Raw genomic sequence first — 18,734 nt, forward strand, 5'->3', positions numbered from 1 at the left:
CCTCCCCAAATCCGCATACGTGTTGTATACCTCCAGTATTACACGCACCACGACGAGGAAGCACCGATGACCCGAGCACCCGCCCCGCCCCGCAAGGACCTGATCAAGGCGTTCACCGCCGCGCTGAGCGGAACGTCGCTGGAGTGGTACGACTTCGCCGCCTACTCGGTGGCCTCGGCGCTGGTCTTCGGGCAGCTGTTCTTCCCGAGCCACGACCCGTTGTCCGGCACCCTGCTGGCCTTCTCCACCTACGCGGTGGGCTACCTGTCCCGGCCCCTCGGCGGATTCGTCTTCGGCCGGCTCGGCGACACCCTCGGCCGCAAGCAGGTGCTGGTGATCACCTTGCTGGTCACCGGGATCGCCACCGTCCTGATCGGACTGCTGCCGACGCACGACCAGGTCGGCGCGCTGGGCGCGCTGCTGCTGGTGGTGCTGCGCTTCGCGCAGGGCGTGGGCATCGGCGGCGAGTGGGGCGGCGCGGTGCTGCTGTCCAGCGAGTACGGCAGTCCCGAGCGGCGCGGCTTCTGGGCCTCGGCGGCGCAGATCGGCCCGCCCGCCGGGAACCTGATGGCCAACGGGGTGCTCGCGGCGCTGGCGGCCACGCTGTCCCGGGAGCAGTTCCTGTCCTGGGGATGGCGGGTGGCGTTCCTGCTCTCCGGCGTGCTCGTGCTGTTCGGCCTGTGGATCCGGGTGAAGCTGGAGGAGACGCCGGTCTTCCAGGAGCTCCAGCGCTCCGGCACCCGGGCCGCCGCCCCGCTGCGCGAGGTCTTCACCCGCGAACCCCGCGCGCTGGTGGCCGCGATCCTCAGCCGGGTCGGACCGGACGTGCTCTACGCGCTGTTCACCGTCTTCGTGCTCACCTACGCCACGCAGACCCTCGGCCTGCCGGACGGGCTGGCGGTGCTCGGGGTGATGGTCGGCTCGACGCTGCAACTGGGCCTGATCCCGCTGGCCGGTGCGCTCTCGGACCGCTGGGGGCGCAGGCGGCTCTACGCGGTCGGGGCGATCGGCGCCGGGCTGTGGCCGTTCGTGTTCTTCCCGGCGGTCGGCGGCGGGTCGGTGCCGATGCTGGTCACCGGGGTGGTCGTCGGGCTGTTCTGGCACGCGCTGATGTACGGGCCGCAGGCCGCCTTCGTCGCCGAGCAGTTCAGCCCGGCCCTGCGCTCCACCGGGGCGTCGCTGGCCTACACGCTGGCCGGCGTGATCGGCGGTGCGCTGGCCCCGCTGCTGTTCACCTCGCTGTTCGCGGCGTTCGGCACCTGGGTCGCCCCGGCCTGCTACCTCGCGGCGGCCTGCGGCCTGACGCTGATCGGCCTCGCGCTGGGCCGCTCACCGCTCCCGCACGACGACGGCGCGCACCGCACCACCACCGCCCCCGCCCAACCCTGACCCCAAAGCGGCATGCCCACGCACGCGCGAAACCCAACCACCGTCAGGCAAGCGGCGAAGCCGCTTCCGCCTTACCCCACGCACGCAACTGGCACCGCCGCGGGTTCTCAGCGGTCTTCTCGCGAGGACGCCCTGACGCTGTGTACGTGTTTGGTACATGAGGAAGGGCGCCCGGAGCGAGAAGGCCGCTGAGGTTCCGCCACCCGCACCGCACCAACGCGACCACCACACCTCTTCCCGACGAGAAGACCGCTGAGGTCCCGCCACCCGCACCGCGCACCAAAGGGACCACAACACTCAAGCCGTAAGAAGAACTTGGCGGGTTGCTTTCAGGTGTATTTCTATGGCCGCGGTAGCCGCCGCGGCGTCGCGAGCCGCCAGCGCGTCCACGATGGCCTGGTGCTCGGCGAGCACGGCCTGCTTGCGGTCGTCGGAGCCGAGCAGCGCCTCGACCCCGGCGCGCACCTGGCGGGCGCGCAGTCCTTCGTAGGTCTTGGTGAGCATGTCGTTGCCGACGGCGCGCACCAGGGCGGCGTGGAACCGGTGGTCGTGCTCGATGAACTCGCGGGCCCGGTCGCCGTCGACGGCAGCTTGGGCGGCCAGCTCCGCGCGCATCGTCTCCAGCGGGACCTCGTCGAGCTCGACGGCCCGGGTCGCGGCGTAGCACTCCACCACGCCGCGGAGTTCGAAGAGTTCGCGGATCTCCCGGCCGCTGATCGGGGCGACGTAGGCGCCGCGCTTGGGCACCAGCTGCACGAGTTCCTCGGCGGCCAGCAGCAGCAGGGCTTCGCGGATGGGCGTGCGGGAAACCCCGATCTCGTCGGCCAGGGTCTGCTCGTTGACGAACTGCCCCTGCATCGAGGGGTCGCTGAGGACGGTGTCCTTCAGGTAGTCGTAGGCGAGCTGCCGTCCGGACCGCACGCGGAGTCCCCCCATCGCATATCACTGGTATACAGACATCATATCGGGTTGAGAAAGGCGGAAGCGTCATGCGGATTGCGTTGTGCCAGATCGTGTCGGGCCCGGATCCCGAGGCGAACCTGGAGCTCGTGGCCGACGGCGTGCGCCGGGCCGCGGAGGCGGGCGCCGAACTGGCGGTGTTCCCGGAGGCGACGATGGCCTGCTTCGGGATCAAGCTGGGCCCGGTCGCCGAGCCGCTGGACGGGCCGTGGGCCACCGAGGTCCGGCGGCTGGCCGACGAGGCGGGCATCGCGGTGGTCGCCGGGATGTTCACCCCCAGCGCCGACGGCCGGGTCACCAACACCCTGCTGGTCACCGGGCGCGGCCTGGACACCAGCTACGACAAGGTGCACCTGTTCGACGCGTTCGGCTTCGCCGAGTCGCGCACCGTGGCGCCCGGCGCCGAGCCGGTGATCGTCGAGCTGGACGGCACCTCGATCGGCCTGGCGACCTGCTACGACATCCGCTTCCCCGGGCTCTACACCGCGCTGGCCGAAAGCGGCGCCTCGGTGATCGTCACGGCCGCCTCGTGGGGTGCGGGCGAGGGCAAGCGGGACCAGTGGGAGCTGCTCGCGCGGGCCCGCGCGCTGGACTCGACCTCGTGGGTGGTGGCCTGCGGCCAGGCCGATCCGCGCAGCGTCGGCCGGGAGCCCAGCGGCAAGGCGCCGACCGGCATCGGCTACAGCCTGCTGGCCTCCCCGCTGGGCGAGGTGCGGGCGCAGCTCGGCGACGCCCCGGACGTGCTGGTCGTGGACGTCGACCGGGAGTCGGTGGACCAGGCGCGGGCGGCCGTTCCGGTGCTGGCCAACCGCCGGTTCTGAGAGCTCCTCCCGCCCGGCGGTGCCTCGCCGCGCCGTGCCGCCGGGCGGATGGGGTTCCTCACCACGTCACCCTTCCGATATACCCCCGGGGGTACCTTCGAGGTAGCACGGCACCGCCCCGACGGAAGGGAACCCCCATGACCAGCACCGTGGACACCTCCCGGCTCACGGAACTGCTCCGCACCCGGCCGACCACCCGGTTGATCGACGTGCGGACCCCGGGCGAGTTCGCCGCCGCGCACATCCCCGGCTCGCACAACGTGCCGCTGGAGGTGCTGCGCGAATCCGGGCCGACGCTGCGCGCCGAGCACTCCGACCCGGTCGTGCTGGTCTGCGCCTCCGGCGCCCGCGCCGAGCAGGCCGACGCGCTGCTGGCCGAGTCCGGGCTGACCGACCGGCGGGTGCTCGGCGGCGGGGTCACCGCCTGGGAGGGCGACGGCGCCCCGCTGGAGCAGGGCACCGGCACCTGGGCGATGGAGCGCCAGGTGCGGCTGGTCGCGGGTTCCCTGGTGCTGACCGGGGTGCTCGGCAGCGTGTTCGTCCCGAAGCTGAAGTGGCTCGCCGCCGCGATCGGCGGCGGGCTGACCTTCGCGGCGCTGAGCAACACCTGCGCGATGGCCGCGCTGCTGGGCAAGCTCCCGCACAACCGGGGTCCGCGCCAGGACCCGGCGGTCCAGCTCCGCGCCCTGACCGCCGCCGAGGCGCCGCTCGGCTCCTGAGCACCGACCGCGCCGCCGGGCCCCGCCCCGGCGGCGCGGTGCGGCCTTGCTCCGAACAGGCGCAATTCGATTCGGTCATATTGACCTCGGGTCCTCCGGGCTCCAAGCTCCGACATCAACACCACAGAGTCAAACAAGAAAGAACAGAAAACGTCGGTGTTGATGCCTCCCGGAGGTTTCATGCGAAGCCAGTCATGGCGTCCCGCCCTCGTGGTGGCCGTCTCCTCGGTGGTGGCCGCGCTGGTCGTGGCCCCCACCGCACAGTCGCAACCCGTCGACGGACCGACCGATCCGGCGCAGGTCGAGCGGTACCTGGAGGACCCGGGACGCACCGGGGAAGGCCAGGAACCGCACCACGCGCTGCTGCGCCCCTACGCCGACGCCGAGCAGGCGCTGCGCTCCGCGCGCCACGACCTCGACGCCCCCGCCGACGAACCGACCCCGTGGACCCGGTCGCTGGACGGGAAGTGGGGCTTCCACTACGTCGAGCACCACCGCGACCTGCCCGCGGGCTGGCAGCGCGGCGGTCAGGGCTGGGACGAGGTCACCGTCCCCGGCGTCTGGCAGCAGCAGGGCCACGACCGGCCGATCTACCGCAACGTGCCCTCCGAGGTCGCGCCCTACGACCCGCCGAAGGTGCCCGACGACGTGAACCCGACGGGCGCCTACGTCCGCGAGTTCGAGGTCCCCGCCGAGTGGGACGGGCGCCGCCAGCTGCTGCGCTTCGAAGGCGCCACCAGCGGCTGGTTCGTGTGGGTCAACGGCCGCTACGTCGGCTACGACCAGGGCGGCTACACCCCCGCCGAGTTCGACGTGACCGAGCACCTGCGGCCGGGCACCAACACCATCGCCGTCCAGGTGCACCGCTGGGGTTCGGGCAGCTACCTGGAGAACATGGACTTCTGGCACCTGTCCGGGATCTTCCGCAGCGTCCACCTCTACAGCGTGCCGCGCACGCACCTGGAGGACGTGGCGGTGCGCACCGAGCTCGACGAGGACTACACCGACGCCACCCTGCGCCTCGGCGTGGACCTGCGCCGGGTGCCCGGCGGCAGCGCCGGACCGCACGTGGTGCGGGCGCGGCTGCACGGACCGGACGGCGCGGAGGTCGCGCGGTTCGAGCGCGAGGTCCGGGTCGGCGGCGGTGGCGCGTCGGTGGAGCTGGCGCAGGAGATCGCGAACCCGCAGCTGTGGAGCGACGAGACGCCGTCGCTGTACACCGCGGTGCTGGAACTGGTCGACCAGCGCGGGCAGGTCGTGCACACCACCCAGCAACCGGTCGGCTTCCGCGAGGTCGAGGTCCGCGACGAGCAGCTCCTGCTCAACGGCAAGGCCGTCGACCTGCGCGGGGTGAACCGGCACGAGCACGACCCGGAGACCGGTCGCACCGTCGACCGCGCCACCCAGCGCCAGGACGTCGAGCTGATGCTGCGGCACAACGTCAACGCGGTGCGGACCTCGCACTACCCGAACGACCCGTACTGGTACCGGCTGGCCGACCGGCACGGCCTGCTGCTGGCCGACGAGGTCGACATCGAGACGCACTACCGCGAGGACTGCACCGCCACCGGCGACCGGGACTGCCTCGCCGACCGGCCGGAGTGGCAGGCCGCCTTCGCCGAGCGCTTCGCGGCGATGCTGGAGCGGGACAAGAACCACCCCAGCGTCGTGCTGTGGGACACCGGCAACGAAGCGGGGCTGGGCGAGGCGCACTTCGCGATGGCCGAGCACGCCCGCGCCACCGACCCCACCCGGCCGCTGTACCACCAGTCCAACCACCCGGACGGCGACGCGCCGTTCGCCGACGTGTGGGGCCCGCGCTACCCCTCCCCGGACCGGCTGGAGGAGATCGCCCGCGAGACCACCAAACCGGTGATCATGGGCGAGTGGCTGCACGCGATGGGCAACAGCCTCGGCCACTACGAGGACATGTGGGAGATCATCCGGCGCGAACCGTCGTTGCAGGGCGGATTCGTGTGGGACTGGGTGGATCAGGGCCTGGTCCGGCCGCTGCGGTCCACACCGGACGTCTCCGGCAACGGCATCCCCGTGCACTACGGCGGGAACCCGAAGTCCGTCGAGGGCGTCGCGGGCAAGGGGCTGGAACTGTCCGGTCTGGACGACTGGGTGGAGGCCTACCGCGATCCGCGGTTGGACATCACCGGTGCCGCCGTGACGCTGGACATCCAGGTCAAGCCGCTGTCCTGGCAGGGCTCGGGCACCTTCCTCGCCAAGGGCGACAAGCAGTGGGCGCTGCAGATGCCCGACGCCGAGCACGTCGAGTTCTTCGTCTACGGCGAAGGCGCCTGGCACACCGCGCGGGTGGCGGTCCCGGACGACTGGTGGGGCGAATGGCACCGGCTGACCGGCACCTTCGACGGCGAGCAGGTGCGGCTGCACATCGACGGCGTCGAGGTCGCCGCCGAGCCCTACTCCGGCACCATCGCGCCGAACACGATGTACACGGTGTCGGTGGGCCGGAACATGGAGAAGCACGGCGATTCCTTCGCCGGGCGCACCACGCACGCGGTGGTGGACTCCGCGCGGATCTACGACACCGCGCTCACCCCCGAGCAGTTCGCCGCCGACCCGGTGGACCGGGCGGTGCTGGCGCTGGACTTCGACACCGAGCAGCGGCGCGGCGAGTTCCTCGACTACGGCGCGTCCAACTTCCTGGCCAACGGCGTGATCAACTCCGATCGCACCCCGCAGCCGGAGCTGGCGCAGATGGCCTACAGCCACGCGCCGATCCGCTTCGAGCCGGGCGGATCCGCCGGCGAGTTCACCGTGCGCAACCTCAACCACACGCTGTCCACCGCGGCCTACGAGCTGCGCTGGAAGCTGGTGGAGGCCGGGCGCGAACTCGCCTCGGGCGCGGTGGACGCCGAGGTCGGACCCGGGCAGGCCGAGCAGGTCCGGCTCGACCTCCCGCCGGCCGGGAAGACCGAGCGGTTCCTGGTGCTCGAAGCCCGGCGCGGCGACCACGTGGTCAGCACCGAGCAGCTCCGCGCGGGCGGCAGCGAACCGGCGCCACCGCCGGTCGACGGCGCGGCCGAGGCCGGTGCGCTGTCGGTCGAGGAGGCCGGGGACTCGGTCGCGGTCGCCGGCTCGGGCTTCCGCTACACCTTCGACCGCGAGTCCGGAACGCTGGCCTCGATGCGGGCGGACGGGCGCGAGCAGGTCGTCGGCGGGCCGCGGCTCGACGTCTTCCGGGCGCCCACCGGCAACGAGTGGAGCAACTGGAGCGGCATCAACCCGGAGGCGCAGTTCCGCGCGGCCGGGCTGGACCGGCTCACCACCCACGTCCGGTCGTTCGAGGTCACCCGGCCCGCGCCGGGCGAGGTGCGGATCGCGGTGGGCACCGACGTGACCGGCGCGCCCGGCAACGGTTTCGACAGCAGGTGGGTCTACACCGTCGACCGGACCGGTGCGGTGCGCATCGACCACGAGGTCGAGGCCTACGGGGAGCGGATGCGCTCGCTGCCGTGGCTGCCCCGGGTGGGCTTCGCGATGCGGGTGCCGGAATCGTTCGGGCAGCTCGACTGGTACGGCCGCGGACCCGGTGAGTCCTACCCGGACCGGAAGGACTCGCAGCACATCGGGCGGTGGTCCGGCACGGTCGACGAGCAGTGGTTCGACTTCCTGCCGCCGCAGGACAACGGCGTCAAGGTCGACACCTCGTGGGCGGTGCTGTCCGGCGAGGGCGGCGGCGTCCAGGTCGCCGGCGAGGACCTGGCGATCGCGGCCGACCGGTACTCCAACGCCGAGCGCACCGACTTCGCCCACCAGCTCGTGCGGGACGACTTCGTCACCCTGCACGTGAGCGACGCGGTGACCGGCCTCGGCGACACCCCGGTGCCGGTGCAGGAGCAGTACCGGGTGCGACCGGACCAGCGGCACGCCTACTCGGTCACCCTCCGCCCCACCACCGGCTGAGGCCCGATCAGGTGAAGTTGTGCCAGGTGAGGGGCACCCTTGTCCAAGTTACTCGGGCAAGGGTGCCCCTCACTCACTTCCCTTCCGGGTGAACGGTGCGATCACTCGTCGTCCGAGCGGGTGAGGGGCGTGCGGCGGTGGTGGGCCCGGGCCGCCAGGGCCGTGGCGGCGAGCAGGACGACGGTGGTGATCAGGCTGCCCTCGACGCCGAAGTCGCCGCCGGTGAGCAGCGGGGCGGCGCCCGGGGACGCGGCCACGTCCAACACCGCGGCGCCGATGTCCATCCCGGACACCTCGATGCCGTAACCGTTGCCCTGCAACCAGTTCCACACCACGTGGAAGGCGCACACCCCCCACAGCCCGCCCTCGGCCAGCGCCCAGAACCCGAGCAGGGCGGCGACCAGCAGGATGTTGACCAGCCCGACCGCGCTGACCCCCGCGTTGGCGCCGTGCAGCGCGGTGAACACCACCGCCTGCACCCCCATCGCGACCGGCAGGCCCCACCCGCGCCGGACGACCTGGAGCAGGTAGCCGCGGATCAGCACCTCCTCGGTGGAGGCCTGCACGGCGAACCCGAGCAGCGCCAGCAGCGCGGCGCCGAGCTGCGCGAGCTGCACCGCGCGCACCTCGTACTGGCCGGTGAGCAGGTTCAGCGCGACCGGCAGCGACAGCAGCAGCACCGCCACCCCGACGCCCAGCCCGAGGCGCGGGCCGACCCGCGAGGCCGGGACGAACCCGACGCTGCCGAACCGGCGCCGCTCCTTCAGCCCGATCCACAGCGCCAGCAGCACCACCGGACCACCGGAGCTGAGCAGCAGCACGAGCTGCTCGACCGGCCCCAGCGGCCCGGTGAGCAGCGCGCTCGGTTCGAGCCCGAACAGCGGGAGCAGCACCACGGCACCGAGGAGCTGGCCCAGCAGCACGCAGGCCACGACCACGACGATGCCGAGGATCGGGCCGGTGGGCCGTCGAGCCGTCTCGATTCCGTGCGGGAACGGCGCGGGTCGCATGGTGGTCAGGCTACGCGGGCGGTTCCTCCGCCAGGTCGAGCCCGAGGTCGAGCGCGGGCGCCGAGTGCGTCAGGCCGCCGACCGCCAGGTACCGCACCCCGGTCTCGGCGTAGGCGCGCGCCACCTCCAGGGTGAGCCCGCCGGAGGCCTCCAGCTCCGTACCGGGGGCGCGCTCGGCGGTCCGGCGCACCGCCTCGGCGCAGCCCTCCGGGGTGAAGTTGTCCAGCAGCACCAGTTCGACGCCCTCGGCCAGCACCGCGTCGAGCTCGTCGAGGTCGGTGACCTCCACCTCCATCGGCAGCTCCGGGGCGTGCGCCCGGCAGGCGCGCACCGCGGCGACCGCCGAGCCCGCGGCGACGACGTGGTTGTCCTTGATCAGCACCGCGTCGCCCAGGCCCATCCGGTGGTTCACCCCGCCGCCGAGGCGCACCGCGTACTTCTGCAGCGCGCGCAGCCCGGGCAGCGTCTTGCGGCTGTCCCGGACGTCGCAGCCGGTGCCCGCCACCGCCCGCACCCACGCCGCGGTGGCGGTGGCGATCCCGGAGAGGTGGCAGAGCAGGTTGAGCGCGGTGCGCTCGGCGGTGAGCAGGTCGCGCACCGGGGCGTGCACCCGCAGCGCGCAGTCCCCCGCCGCGAGCGCCGCGCCGTCCGGGCGCTCCTCCAGCACCCGGTACCGGCCGGCCCCGATCACCTCGTCGAGGGTCAGGCGCACCAGCGGCAGCCCGGCGAGCACGCCCGGTTGCCGGGTGGTGAACGCCGCCTCGGTGGTGGCCCCGGCGGGCACCGTGGCCGCCGTGGTGGCGTCCGGGCCGAAGGCCAGGTCCTCGGCCAGCGCGGTGCGCACCACCCGGCGGGCCGCGTCCAGGTCCGGTTCCGCGTTCATGCCGCCGCCCTCGCGATCCCGGTGCCGGTGAACAGCCACCCCGACACGTCCAGCCGGAGCACCAGGCTCCGCCGCCACCGCAGGTCGTCGGTGCCCGGGTGGTCGGTGCGGCGGTGGCAGCCGCGCGATTCGGTGCGCTCGGCCGCCGCGGCCAGCAGCGCCCGCGCGGTGAGCGCGAGGGCGCTGTCCTCGACGGTCCGGCGGTCCCGCAGCGGGCGGACCACCGCGTGCCGCTCCAGCTCGGCCGCCGCACCGGCGAGCCCGGCGGCGTCGCGGCCGATGCCCGCGGCCCGGCTCATGGTGCGTTGCAGCAGCTCCCGGTCCACCACCGCCTGCGCGGGCGGGGCGGTCTCGGCGGCCGGTCGGCGGACCAGCAGCCCGCGTCGCCGGTCCTGGGCCACCGCTTCGGCGGCCCGGCCGCCGACCACGAGCCCTTCCAGCAGGCTGTTGGAGGCCAGCCGGTTCGCGCCGTGCAGCCCGGTGCAGGCCACCTCGCCCGCCGCGTAGAGGCCGGGTACCGCGGTGCGGCCGTCCACCGTGGTCACCACGCCGCCGCAGGAGTAGTGCGCGGCGCTGGTGACCGGGATCGGCTCGGTGGCCGGGTCGATCCCCGCCGCCCGGCAGGCGGCGTGCACGGTCGGGAACCGCCGGGCGAAGCCGTCCAGCCCGGTCGCGTCCAGGTACACGTGGTCGGTCCCGGTCGCCGCGGTCCGGCGGCCGATCGCGGCGGCCACCACGTCGCGCGGCGCCAGGTCGGCCAGCGGGTGCTCCCCCGCCATCACCGGCCGCCCGCGCACGTCGACCAGCACCGCGCCCTCGCCGCGGACCGCCTCGGTGACCAGCGGGCGGTGGCCGCGCGCGTCCGGCGCGTGCAGCACGGTCGGGTGAAACTGGACGAACTCCAGGTCGGCCACCGACGCCCCGGCGCGCAGCGCGAGCGCGATGCCGTCGGCGGTGGAGACCTCGGGGTTGGTGGTGGCGGCGTAGAGCTGGCCGAGCCCGCCGGTGGCCAGCACCACGGCCGGCGCCCGCAGCACGCCGGGGTTGCCCTCGCCGTCCAGGGTGAGCAGCCCGGCGATGGCGCCGTCGTCGGCGCGCAGCAGTTCGACCGCGCAGTGCCGCTCCAGCACCGGGACGCCGCCGTCGCGGGCCGCCGCGGACAGCGCCCGCTGCACCTCGGCCCCGGTCGCGTCGCCGCCGGCGTGGATCACCCGGAACGCGCTGTGCCCGCCCTCCCGGGTGCGGGCCAGCGCCCCGTCGGCGCCCGGGTCGAACACCGCGCCGGTGGCGCGCAGCCGGGCGATCGCCTCGGGCCCGTCGGCCAGCACCCCGCGCACCGCCGCGGGCGAGCACAACCCGGCCCCGGCGGTCAGGGTGTCCTCGACGTGCCGTTCCAGGTCGTCGGCCGCGTCGCGCTCGTCGGGGCGGACCACCGCGATGCCGCCCTGCGCCCAGCCGGTGTTGCCCGCCGCCGGGGCGTCCTTGCTCACCACCAGCACCCGCAGGCCCAGCTCGCGCCCGCGCAGCGCGGCGGTGAGCCCGGCGACCCCGGTGCCGACCACGACCAGGTCGGCCGCCGCCTCCCAGCTCACTCGCCACCTCCGGGGGTGCCGATGCCGATCATCCGCTCCACCGAGGCCCGACCGCGCTCGGCGACGTCCTCGGCCACGCGGACCTCGTCGGCGCCCTCGCGCAGGCAGCGCAGCAGGGCGGCCGGGGTGATCATCTTCATGTACCGGCAGGAGGCGCGGTCGTTGACCGCGCGGAAGTCGATCTCCGGGGCGGCCCGGCGGAGCTGGTGGAGCATCCCGACCTCGGTGGCCACCAGCACGGAGCTCGCCCCGGTCCGCCGGGCGGCGGTGAGCATGTCGCCGGTGGACAGGATCCGGACCCGGGACGGCTCCACGGTGCCCTCCCCCGCCAGGTACAGCGCCGAGGTGGCGCAGCCGCACTCCGGGTGGATGAACAGGTCCGCGTCCGGGTTCGCCGCCGCCCGCGCGGCCAGCTCGGGGCCGTTGATCCCGGCGTGCACGTGGCACTCGCCCGCCCAGACGTGCAGGTTCTCCCGCCCGGTCTCGCGCTGGACGTGCGCGCCGAGGAACTGGTCCGGGCAGAACAGCACCTCGCGGTCGGCCGGGATCGAGCGCACCACCTCGACGGCGTTGGACGAGGTGCAGCAGATGTCGGTCTCGGCCTTCACCTCGGCCGTGGTGTTGACGTAGGAGACCACCACGGCGCCGGGGTGCTCGGCCTTCCAGGCGCGGAGCTGCTCGGCGGTGATCGAGTCGGCCAGCGAGCAGCCCGCCCGCGCGTCCGGGATGAGGACCGTCTTGCCGGGGCTGAGGATCTTCGCCGTCTCGGCCATGAAGTGCACGCCGCAGAACACGATCGTGCTCGCCGGGCTGTTCGCCGCGATCCGGCTCAGCGCCAGCGAATCGCCGGTGTGGTCGGCGACGTCCTGGATCTCCGGGAGCTGGTAGTTGTGCGCCAGCAGCACGGCGTCGCGCTCCTCGGCCAGGCGCCGCACCTCCTCCGCCCAGGCCGCGTCCGGCACCACGCCGGTGTAGCCGGAATCGGTCCGCTCCCACGTTGCAGCAGCGACCATCTCGTTCCTCCTCGCCGGTACCCGCCGAACGACCGCGCGGCGGGCGCCGCACTCCCTCCCCGATTTCGCCCCATCGGGGTTTTCGCCTTAGAATCGAAAACGTGCCACATCCTAACACCGGGACCGCGCGGGACAAGGGCGATGCCGGTCACGAAGTGCTCGCCGCGGTGCTCCAGGTGCGCGACGGACGGCTGCGCGTGCTGCTGTGGCAGCGGGCGAGGCAGCCGCACCAGGACCGGTGGTCGCTGCCCGGCGGGCGGCTCCGCGCCGACGAGGACGTGGAGACCTCGATCCGCAGGCAGCTCGCCGAGAAGGTCGACGTGCACACGCTGTCCCACGTCGAGCAGCTCGCGGTGTTCAGCGCCCCGGACCGGGTGCCCGGTCACCGGGTGGTGGCCACCGCGTTCCTCGGCCTGGTGCCCTCCGACCTCGACCCCGCGGTGCCCGCCGACACGAGCTGGCACCCGGCCGACGACCTGCCCCCGACCGCCTTCGACCACGCCGGGATCGTGCCCGCGGCCCGCGACCGGCTGCGGGCCAAGCTCTCCTACACCAACATCGGGTTCGCCCTGGCCCCAGCCGAGTTCACCGTCTCCGAGCTGCGCCGCATCTACTCGGCCGCGCTCGGCTACCAGATCGCGGCGACCAACCTCCAGCGCGTGCTGTCCCGGCGCGGCGTGCTGCGGGCCACCGGGCGCACGGTCGCGGCCGGACCAGCGGGCGGGCGCCCCCCGGCGCTGTTCGCCTTCACCAGCCGCGACCTGCAGGTCACCGACCCCTTCGCAGTACTACGCCCCCCGACCTGACACCCCGGAAACCCCCACCAGACGAGCAGTGAAGCCACCCCACGCACGCGCCACCAGCAACCACCGTCAGGCAAGCGGCGAAGCCGCTTCCGCCTTGCCCCACGCACGGCACCGGCACCGCCGCGGGTTCTCAGCGGCCTTCTCGCGAGGACGCCCTGATGCCGTGTATTGGCGATCCATCAAGAAGGGCGCCCGGAGCGAGAAGGCCGCTGAGGTTCCGCCACCCGCACCGCTCCCCGAAAAGACCACCACACCTTCCACCCCACACGGTTGGCTACTTCGGACTTTGTCCGAGTACGTTGGATCGGTGACCGACACGCTGCCGCTGTTCCCGCTCGGGACCGTCCTGCTGCCCGGCGGCCGGCTCCCGCTGCACGTGTTCGAGGCGCGCTACCGCCAGCTCGTCTCGGACCTGATCAACGACGTGGTGCCGGACCGCCGCTTCGGCGTGGTCGCCATCCGGCAGGGCTGGGAGGTCGGCGCCGACAACGTCGACTCGCTGCACGACGTGGGATGCAGCGCGCACCTCGACCAGGTGCAGCAGCTCCCCGAGGGCCGCTTCGACATCAACAGCACGGGCGAGCACCGCTTCCGGCTGCTCCAGATCGACCACCACGCGGCGCCGTACCTGATGGCCCGGGTCGAGTGGCTGCCCGACACCCCGCCGGAGCGCGACTCGGAGTCGCTGCGCGAGCGGCTGACCATGTCGGCCAGCGCCGCGCACCAGCGCTACCACGCCACCGGCCTGCGCGGGGGCAGCACGCCCCGGCTCGACGAGGGCGCCGAGGTCGACGAGCTCGCCTACGCCTTGGCCGACGACTGCGTGCTCACCGTCGAGGACCGCCAGGAGCTGCTCGCCCAGACCGACCCGCTGGAGCGGCTGCGGATGGCCCGCAGGCTGCTGCTGCGCGAGTCGGAGTTCCTCCGCGAGCTGCGCGCCGTGCCCGCCCCGCTGGCCGAGTTCGCCCAGCACGCCAGCGTCAACTAACAGCTCAGGCGCCGCGCCGCCCGAGGTCGTCCAGCCCGTTCCAGGACGCGCAGAGCCCGTAGCCGAGGGTCAGGCCGAACGGCTGGGCGAGCAGCGCCCAGGCCGTGCCGATCGCGGGCGCCTCCTGGATCAGGTCGCCCGGTGCGGCGGTGGGCGGTACCGGGTGCGCGGCGGCGGCGAACGAGGCGCCCAGCGTCATCGCCAGCCAGCCGGACAGCGCGGCGCCGACCACGCCCGCGAGCAGCAGCACCGGCCCCCGGCGCCGCCGGGACATCCACAGCACCGCCGCCACCAGCACCCCGGCGGTGAAGCCGAGCAGCAGGAACAGCGCGAGCGCGTCGAACGCGTGGTAGCTCGCCAGCGGCATCGACGCCAGCGTCCCGTCCGCCAGCAGCACGCCGGCCTGCGCGGGTGCCAGCAGGGACCAGAGCCAGCCCAGCGGGATGCCGAGCAGCGCGATGAGCGACGCCGTGCTCACCGCGGGCAGCAGGTCGGCCTTGACCACGACCTTCGGCACCGGTTCGAGCAGCCACGGGCCCTCGAACGGTTCCTCGTGGGGGCCGGCCGGAACCGCAGCGCCGTGTCCGGCGGGTTCGGTCATCTCGCACGCTCCTCAAGCGCCCGTCTCGGCAACCGCGCCGCCCGCTTCCCGCAGGCAGCCGCCCGCTTCCCGCAGGCAGCCGCTCGCGACCCGGCATCCCGCCGCGCGAGGCCGCGGACGCGTCCGGCGCCGGGCGCATCCACCCAGACTAGCGTCCGGCGCCACCGCCACGACCTCCCCCGACAGCAGGTGAGGCGGCGCACATCAACTAGGCTCGCCGAGCCTCCCTGTCCGCCTGCGGCCGAAGGATCTTTACTGTGGCGGGAACCCTGCCGAGCTCCCTCTTGACCGGACCGAGCCCGATCGACGAGCCGCGGCAGGACTCCGCCGTGCGGCTGCCGCTGCGCGGCGCGGTGCTGGAGATCCTGCTCGGGTCGATCGTGGCGACCGTGGTCTGCCTCGGCCTCCAGTTCCTGGTGGCGCGCCTGGGGATCAGCGAACCCAGCTTTGCGCCGGAAGCGCTGGCCGCGGTGGGCAGCGCGCTGGTGCTGGTGCTGCTGTTCGGCCTCGTGGTGTTCGGGCACCACCGCTCGCCGCGCTGGCTGCGCACCGGCGGCACCTGGGTGGCGCTGAGCGCGTTCACCACGCTGGCGCTGGCGATCCCGTTGCAGGGCACCCGGTACTACTTCGGCGGGTCCTCGGTGGACAACGGCTTCCGGTTGCAGTACATGACCCGGATGGCCAGCACCGCGGGCCTGGCCGACATGAACTACCCCGAGGTCGCGCCGTACTACCCGGCGGGCTGGTTCTGGCTCGGCGGGCGGTTCGCGAACCTGCTCGGCTGGGAGGGCTGGGCCGCCTACAAGCCCTACGCGCTGTGCTGGGTGGCGGTGACCGCGGTGGTGGCCTACACGCTGTGGAGCCTGGTGGTCCGGCGCCGCCTGGCGCTGCTGGCCGCGCTGGTCACCGCGCTGGCCGGGATGCTGCACGGCATCGAGGAGCCCTACGCGTGGCCGTCGGCGGCGTGGCTGCCCCCGCTGGCCGTGCTGACCTGGCACGTGCTGCGCCGCCGCGATCCGGCACCGCGCGGCACGCTGGTGTTCATCGGCGCCTTCGTCGGCTTCGCCGCGGTGACCTACACGCTGCACTTCGGCTTCACCGTGCTGATGGTCGTCACCATGGCGGTGATCATCGGGGTGTTCCGGGTGCGCCGGGGCGACGCGCTGTGGCCGACGGTGCGGGCGCTGTTCCTGCGGCTGCTGCCGATCGGGCTGGTGAGCCTGGTGATCGCGCTGCTGGTGTGGCTGCCCTACCTGCTGTCCACCAGCTTCCTGCTGGACAACCCGCGCAGCGCCGCGCAGCACTACCTGCCCGCCAACGGCGCCTTCCTGCCGCTGCCGATGACCGAGGCGACCGCGTTCGGGCTGCTGTGCCTGATCGGCGTGGTGTGGCTGCTGCTGCGCTGCAGCCGCAACGAGATCGCCGCCGCGATGCTGACCATCGTGATCGCGGTCTACTGCTGGTTCGCGCTGTCCACGCTGGCGCTGATCGCCAAGACGACGCTGCTGGCCTTCCGGCTCACCGTGGTCCTCGACGTGGTGCTGGCCGCCGCCGGGGTGTTCGGGCTGCTGGAGCTGATCGGGTTCCTGCGGCACCGGCTGTCCGGGCGGTACGCGGTGCGGATCAGCGCGGTCGCCTTCGCGCTGGGGCTGGGCGGTGCCGTCTCGATCACCCAGCACGCCATCGGCGACGCGCTGGAACCCTCGGTGCAGACCGCCTACACCGACTACTACCCCACCGGGGTCAACGCCAAGGGCCACCGCGACCCGGAGGAGGCCGGGTCGTGGACCGACGACGTCAACCGCGCGATCGACCGGCTCAGCGACCGCCCGCCGCAGCGCAACGTCGTGCTCAGCACGGACTACAAGCTGATGTCGTTCCGGCCGTACTGGGGCTTCCAGCAGGAGACGCCGCACTACGCGAACCCGCTGGCCGACTACGAGGGCCGCGCCGCCGAGATCCACCGGTGGAGCCAGGCGCGTGACAGCGCCGAGCTGGTCCGGATGCTGGAGCGCAGCGAGTACCCGGCGCCGACCGTGTTCGTGCTGCGCAACCCGGACAGCCCGCACTCGCTCGGCGGTGCGAGCTCGGCGGAGTCCGGGCAGCCGACGGGCCTGGGCATGGAGCTCAAGGCCGACGCGTTCCCGCAGCTGCCCAACGTCCGGGACTACCAGGTGCGCTTCGACCGCGCGCTGTTCCAGTCGCCGCAGTTCGAGGTGGCCGACGTCGGGCCGTACACCATCGCCGTGCGCAACTGAGCGGCGCGGTCGGCGGCCCACCGGTCGCCGACCGCGCGCGGGCTCAGCCCAGGTGCACCGGGAACCGGCGGAGCCCGTGGATCAGCGTGCTGAACCGGAAGCCCAGCTCGTCCAGCGGTTCGGCGGCGCGCAGGTCGGGGAAGCGCTCGACCAGCCGCCGCAGCGCGATCCGGCCCTCCAGCCGGGCGAGCTGGGCGCCGAGGCAGAAGTGGATGCCGTGGCCGAAGGCGAGGTGGCCCTGGGCGTCGCGGCCGAGGTCGAAGCGGTCGGGCTCCGGGTAGCGCTCGGGATCGCGGTTGGCGGAGCTGAGCCCGACCCAGACCGCCTCCCCGGCCGGGATCTCCACCCCGCCGTAGCTGACCGGCTTGGTGGTGTGCCGCAGGGTGCCGTGCATGACCGGCGCGTCGAACCGCAGCGCCTCCTCCACCGCGGCCGCCGCCAGCTCGGGATCGGCGCGCAGCGCGGCCCACTGGTCGGGGTGGTGCAGCAGCGCGAGCACCGCGTTGCCGATCAGGTTGACGGTGGTCTCGTGCCCGGCGATCAGCAGCAGGAACACCATCGAGATCAGCTCGTCGCGGGTGAGCCGGTCTCCTTCGTCGGTGGCCTCGATGAGACCGCTCAGCAGGTCCTCGCCCGGCTCGGCGCGCTTGCGCTCGATGAGGTCCACCAGGTACGCGCTCATCGCGTTGGCGGCCGCCATCGTGGCCTCGTGGTCGGTGTCGTCGAGCAGCGCGTTGGTCCACGCCCGGAAGTCGTCGCGGCGGGATTCGTCGATGCCCAGCAGCTCGCAGATGACCCGGATCGGCAGCGGGAACGCGTAGGCGTCCAGCAGGTCCACCGTGGACTCACCGGCCATCGCGTCGAGCAGCTCGCCGGTGAGCTCCTCGATCCGCGGCCGCAGCGCCTCGACCCGGCGGGGCGTGAACGCCTTGACCACGAGCTTGCGGACCCGGGTGTGGTCCGGCGGGTCCATGTTGAGCATGTGGGCGGCCAGCGAATCGCTGAACGGGCGCCCGCCGTCGTCGTCGTCCCGGACCGGCAGCTTGGCCCGGATCACCCGGTCGGCTCCGGCCACGTCCTTGCTCAGGCTGGGGTCGGCCAGCGCGGCGCGGACGTCGCTGTAGCGGGTGATCGACCAGATGGGCAGTCCGCCCCGGGTCATCATCCGCTGCACCGGGGTCCGCTCCCGGATCTCGGCGTAGCGCTCGTGCAGGTGCTGGACGAAGTCGGCGTCGACCTCCGGTTCGGGGACGAGCGGGTCCGGCGGGCGCGGATCGGTGGCGGTCATCGGAGTCCTCCGGTTCGGGAAGCATGTCCAGAACCAGTTAACCCCTATAACCGAACGCTGTCACCCACCTCAGCGCACACCCCGCCCCACCCGAACGAGACCTGGGTGAGGGGCACCCTGTACCTCGTGACGTGGTACAGGGTGCCCCTCACCCAGCTCCCCTCACCCGTTGGTGACGTGAGTGAGGGGCACCCTTGCCCCAGTATGTTGGGCAAGGGTGCCCCTCACTCAGCTCACGAAAGGGTTGCTGCGTCAGACGCCTTCGAAGCAGCCCGCTTCCAGGAGACCCGTGAGCTCGCCTTGCAGGCCGTTCTCCGTGGAGACGAAGTCGCTGGACAGCGCCTTCCTGCGCGGGTTTCCGGGGGAGCGGCCAGCCTGACGCTCCCGCGCCCGGGGCCCGCGCAACGGCTCAGGCGCGCCGCGACCCGGAAAAACCCGGCGCCCCCGCTGTCCACGATCAGTGGAGGGGG

Annotated in this window: 14 protein-coding genes; 7 read left to right on the forward strand and 7 right to left on the reverse strand. The window is 73.3% G+C overall.

Annotation, left to right across the window (positions count from 1 at the left end):
• Positions 1–66: 66 nt before the first annotated feature.
• Positions 67–1,389: an MFS transporter gene (locus ABD976_RS00195; protein ID WP_345355087.1), complete on the forward strand. Its 1,323-nt coding sequence runs from the start codon at positions 67–69 to the stop codon at positions 1,387–1,389.
• Between the two features lie 297 nt (positions 1,390–1,686).
• Here ABD976_RS00195 and ABD976_RS00200 read toward each other — a convergent pair whose 3' ends face one another.
• Positions 1,687–2,310 (reverse strand): GntR family transcriptional regulator, encoded by a 624-nt coding sequence (locus ABD976_RS00200; RefSeq protein WP_345355090.1) that lies wholly within the window; start codon positions 2,308–2,310, stop codon positions 1,687–1,689.
• A 68-nt stretch (positions 2,311–2,378) separates the two neighbouring features.
• Between ABD976_RS00200 and ABD976_RS00205 the strand changes: the two genes are divergently transcribed.
• The 3 genes from ABD976_RS00205 (at position 2,379) to ABD976_RS00215 (ending at position 7,825) form a co-directional block, all read left to right on the forward strand.
• Positions 2,379–3,170 carry a carbon-nitrogen hydrolase family protein gene (locus ABD976_RS00205; RefSeq protein WP_345355093.1) on the forward strand — a complete coding sequence of 264 codons (792 nt, stop codon included), beginning with the start codon at positions 2,379–2,381 and terminating at the stop codon, positions 3,168–3,170.
• Between the two features lie 137 nt (positions 3,171–3,307).
• Entirely contained in the window at positions 3,308–3,889 is a 582-nt protein-coding gene (locus ABD976_RS00210; protein WP_345355096.1) for a rhodanese-like domain-containing protein, read from the forward strand.
• Positions 3,890–4,069: 180 nt separating this feature from the next.
• Complete coding sequence (locus tag ABD976_RS00215) at positions 4,070–7,825, forward strand: glycoside hydrolase family 2 TIM barrel-domain containing protein (protein ID WP_345355099.1); 3,756 nt, start codon at positions 4,070–4,072, stop codon at positions 7,823–7,825.
• Positions 7,826–7,926: 101 nt separating this feature from the next.
• Here ABD976_RS00215 and ABD976_RS00220 read toward each other — a convergent pair whose 3' ends face one another.
• The 4 genes from ABD976_RS00220 to nadA are packed head-to-tail and all read right to left on the reverse strand — an operon-like array spanning position 7,927 to position 12,323.
• Positions 7,927–8,835: a CPBP family intramembrane glutamic endopeptidase gene (locus ABD976_RS00220; protein WP_345355102.1), complete on the reverse strand. Its 909-nt coding sequence runs from the start codon at positions 8,833–8,835 to the stop codon at positions 7,927–7,929.
• Between the two features lie 10 nt (positions 8,836–8,845).
• Positions 8,846–9,718, reverse strand: a complete 873-nt coding sequence (nadC, locus tag ABD976_RS00225; RefSeq protein ID WP_345355105.1) for a carboxylating nicotinate-nucleotide diphosphorylase — start codon at positions 9,716–9,718, stop codon at positions 8,846–8,848.
• On the reverse strand, positions 9,715–11,310 hold the full coding sequence (locus tag ABD976_RS00230) for an L-aspartate oxidase (RefSeq protein WP_345355108.1): 1,596 nt from the start codon (positions 11,308–11,310) through the stop codon (positions 9,715–9,717). Before ABD976_RS00230 ends, nadC begins: the two co-directional genes overlap by 4 nt.
• Positions 11,307–12,323: a quinolinate synthase NadA gene (gene nadA, locus ABD976_RS00235; RefSeq protein ID WP_345355111.1), complete on the reverse strand. Its 1,017-nt coding sequence runs from the start codon at positions 12,321–12,323 to the stop codon at positions 11,307–11,309. The genes ABD976_RS00230 and nadA overlap by 4 nt, the downstream gene beginning before the upstream one ends.
• Before the next feature lie 155 nt (positions 12,324–12,478).
• Between nadA and ABD976_RS00240 the strand changes: the two genes are divergently transcribed.
• Positions 12,479–13,129: an NUDIX hydrolase gene (locus tag ABD976_RS00240; RefSeq protein ID WP_345355655.1), complete on the forward strand. Its 651-nt coding sequence runs from the start codon at positions 12,479–12,481 to the stop codon at positions 13,127–13,129.
• A gap of 307 nt (positions 13,130–13,436) precedes the next feature.
• Entirely contained in the window at positions 13,437–14,117 is a 681-nt protein-coding gene (locus tag ABD976_RS00245) for an LON peptidase substrate-binding domain-containing protein (protein ID WP_345355114.1), read from the forward strand.
• Between the two features lie 4 nt (positions 14,118–14,121).
• Here ABD976_RS00245 and ABD976_RS00250 read toward each other — a convergent pair whose 3' ends face one another.
• Positions 14,122–14,718, reverse strand: a complete 597-nt coding sequence (locus ABD976_RS00250; RefSeq protein ID WP_345355117.1) for a DUF2567 domain-containing protein — start codon at positions 14,716–14,718, stop codon at positions 14,122–14,124.
• 284 nt (positions 14,719–15,002) lie between these two features.
• Here ABD976_RS00250 and ABD976_RS00255 point away from each other — a divergent pair, with 284 nt between their 5' ends.
• On the forward strand, positions 15,003–16,976 hold the full coding sequence (locus ABD976_RS00255; RefSeq protein ID WP_345355120.1) for an arabinofuranosyltransferase: 1,974 nt from the start codon (positions 15,003–15,005) through the stop codon (positions 16,974–16,976).
• A gap of 43 nt (positions 16,977–17,019) precedes the next feature.
• On the opposite strand, the gene ABD976_RS00260 is transcribed toward ABD976_RS00255, so the two are convergent.
• On the reverse strand, positions 17,020–18,264 hold the full coding sequence (locus tag ABD976_RS00260) for a cytochrome P450 family protein (protein ID WP_345355123.1): 1,245 nt from the start codon (positions 18,262–18,264) through the stop codon (positions 17,020–17,022).
• Positions 18,265–18,734: the final 470 nt, after the last annotated feature.

Source organism: Saccharopolyspora cebuensis (assembly GCF_039542665.1).
In the GTDB taxonomy this organism is placed as follows: Bacteria; Actinomycetota; Actinomycetes; order Mycobacteriales; family Pseudonocardiaceae; genus Saccharopolyspora; species Saccharopolyspora cebuensis.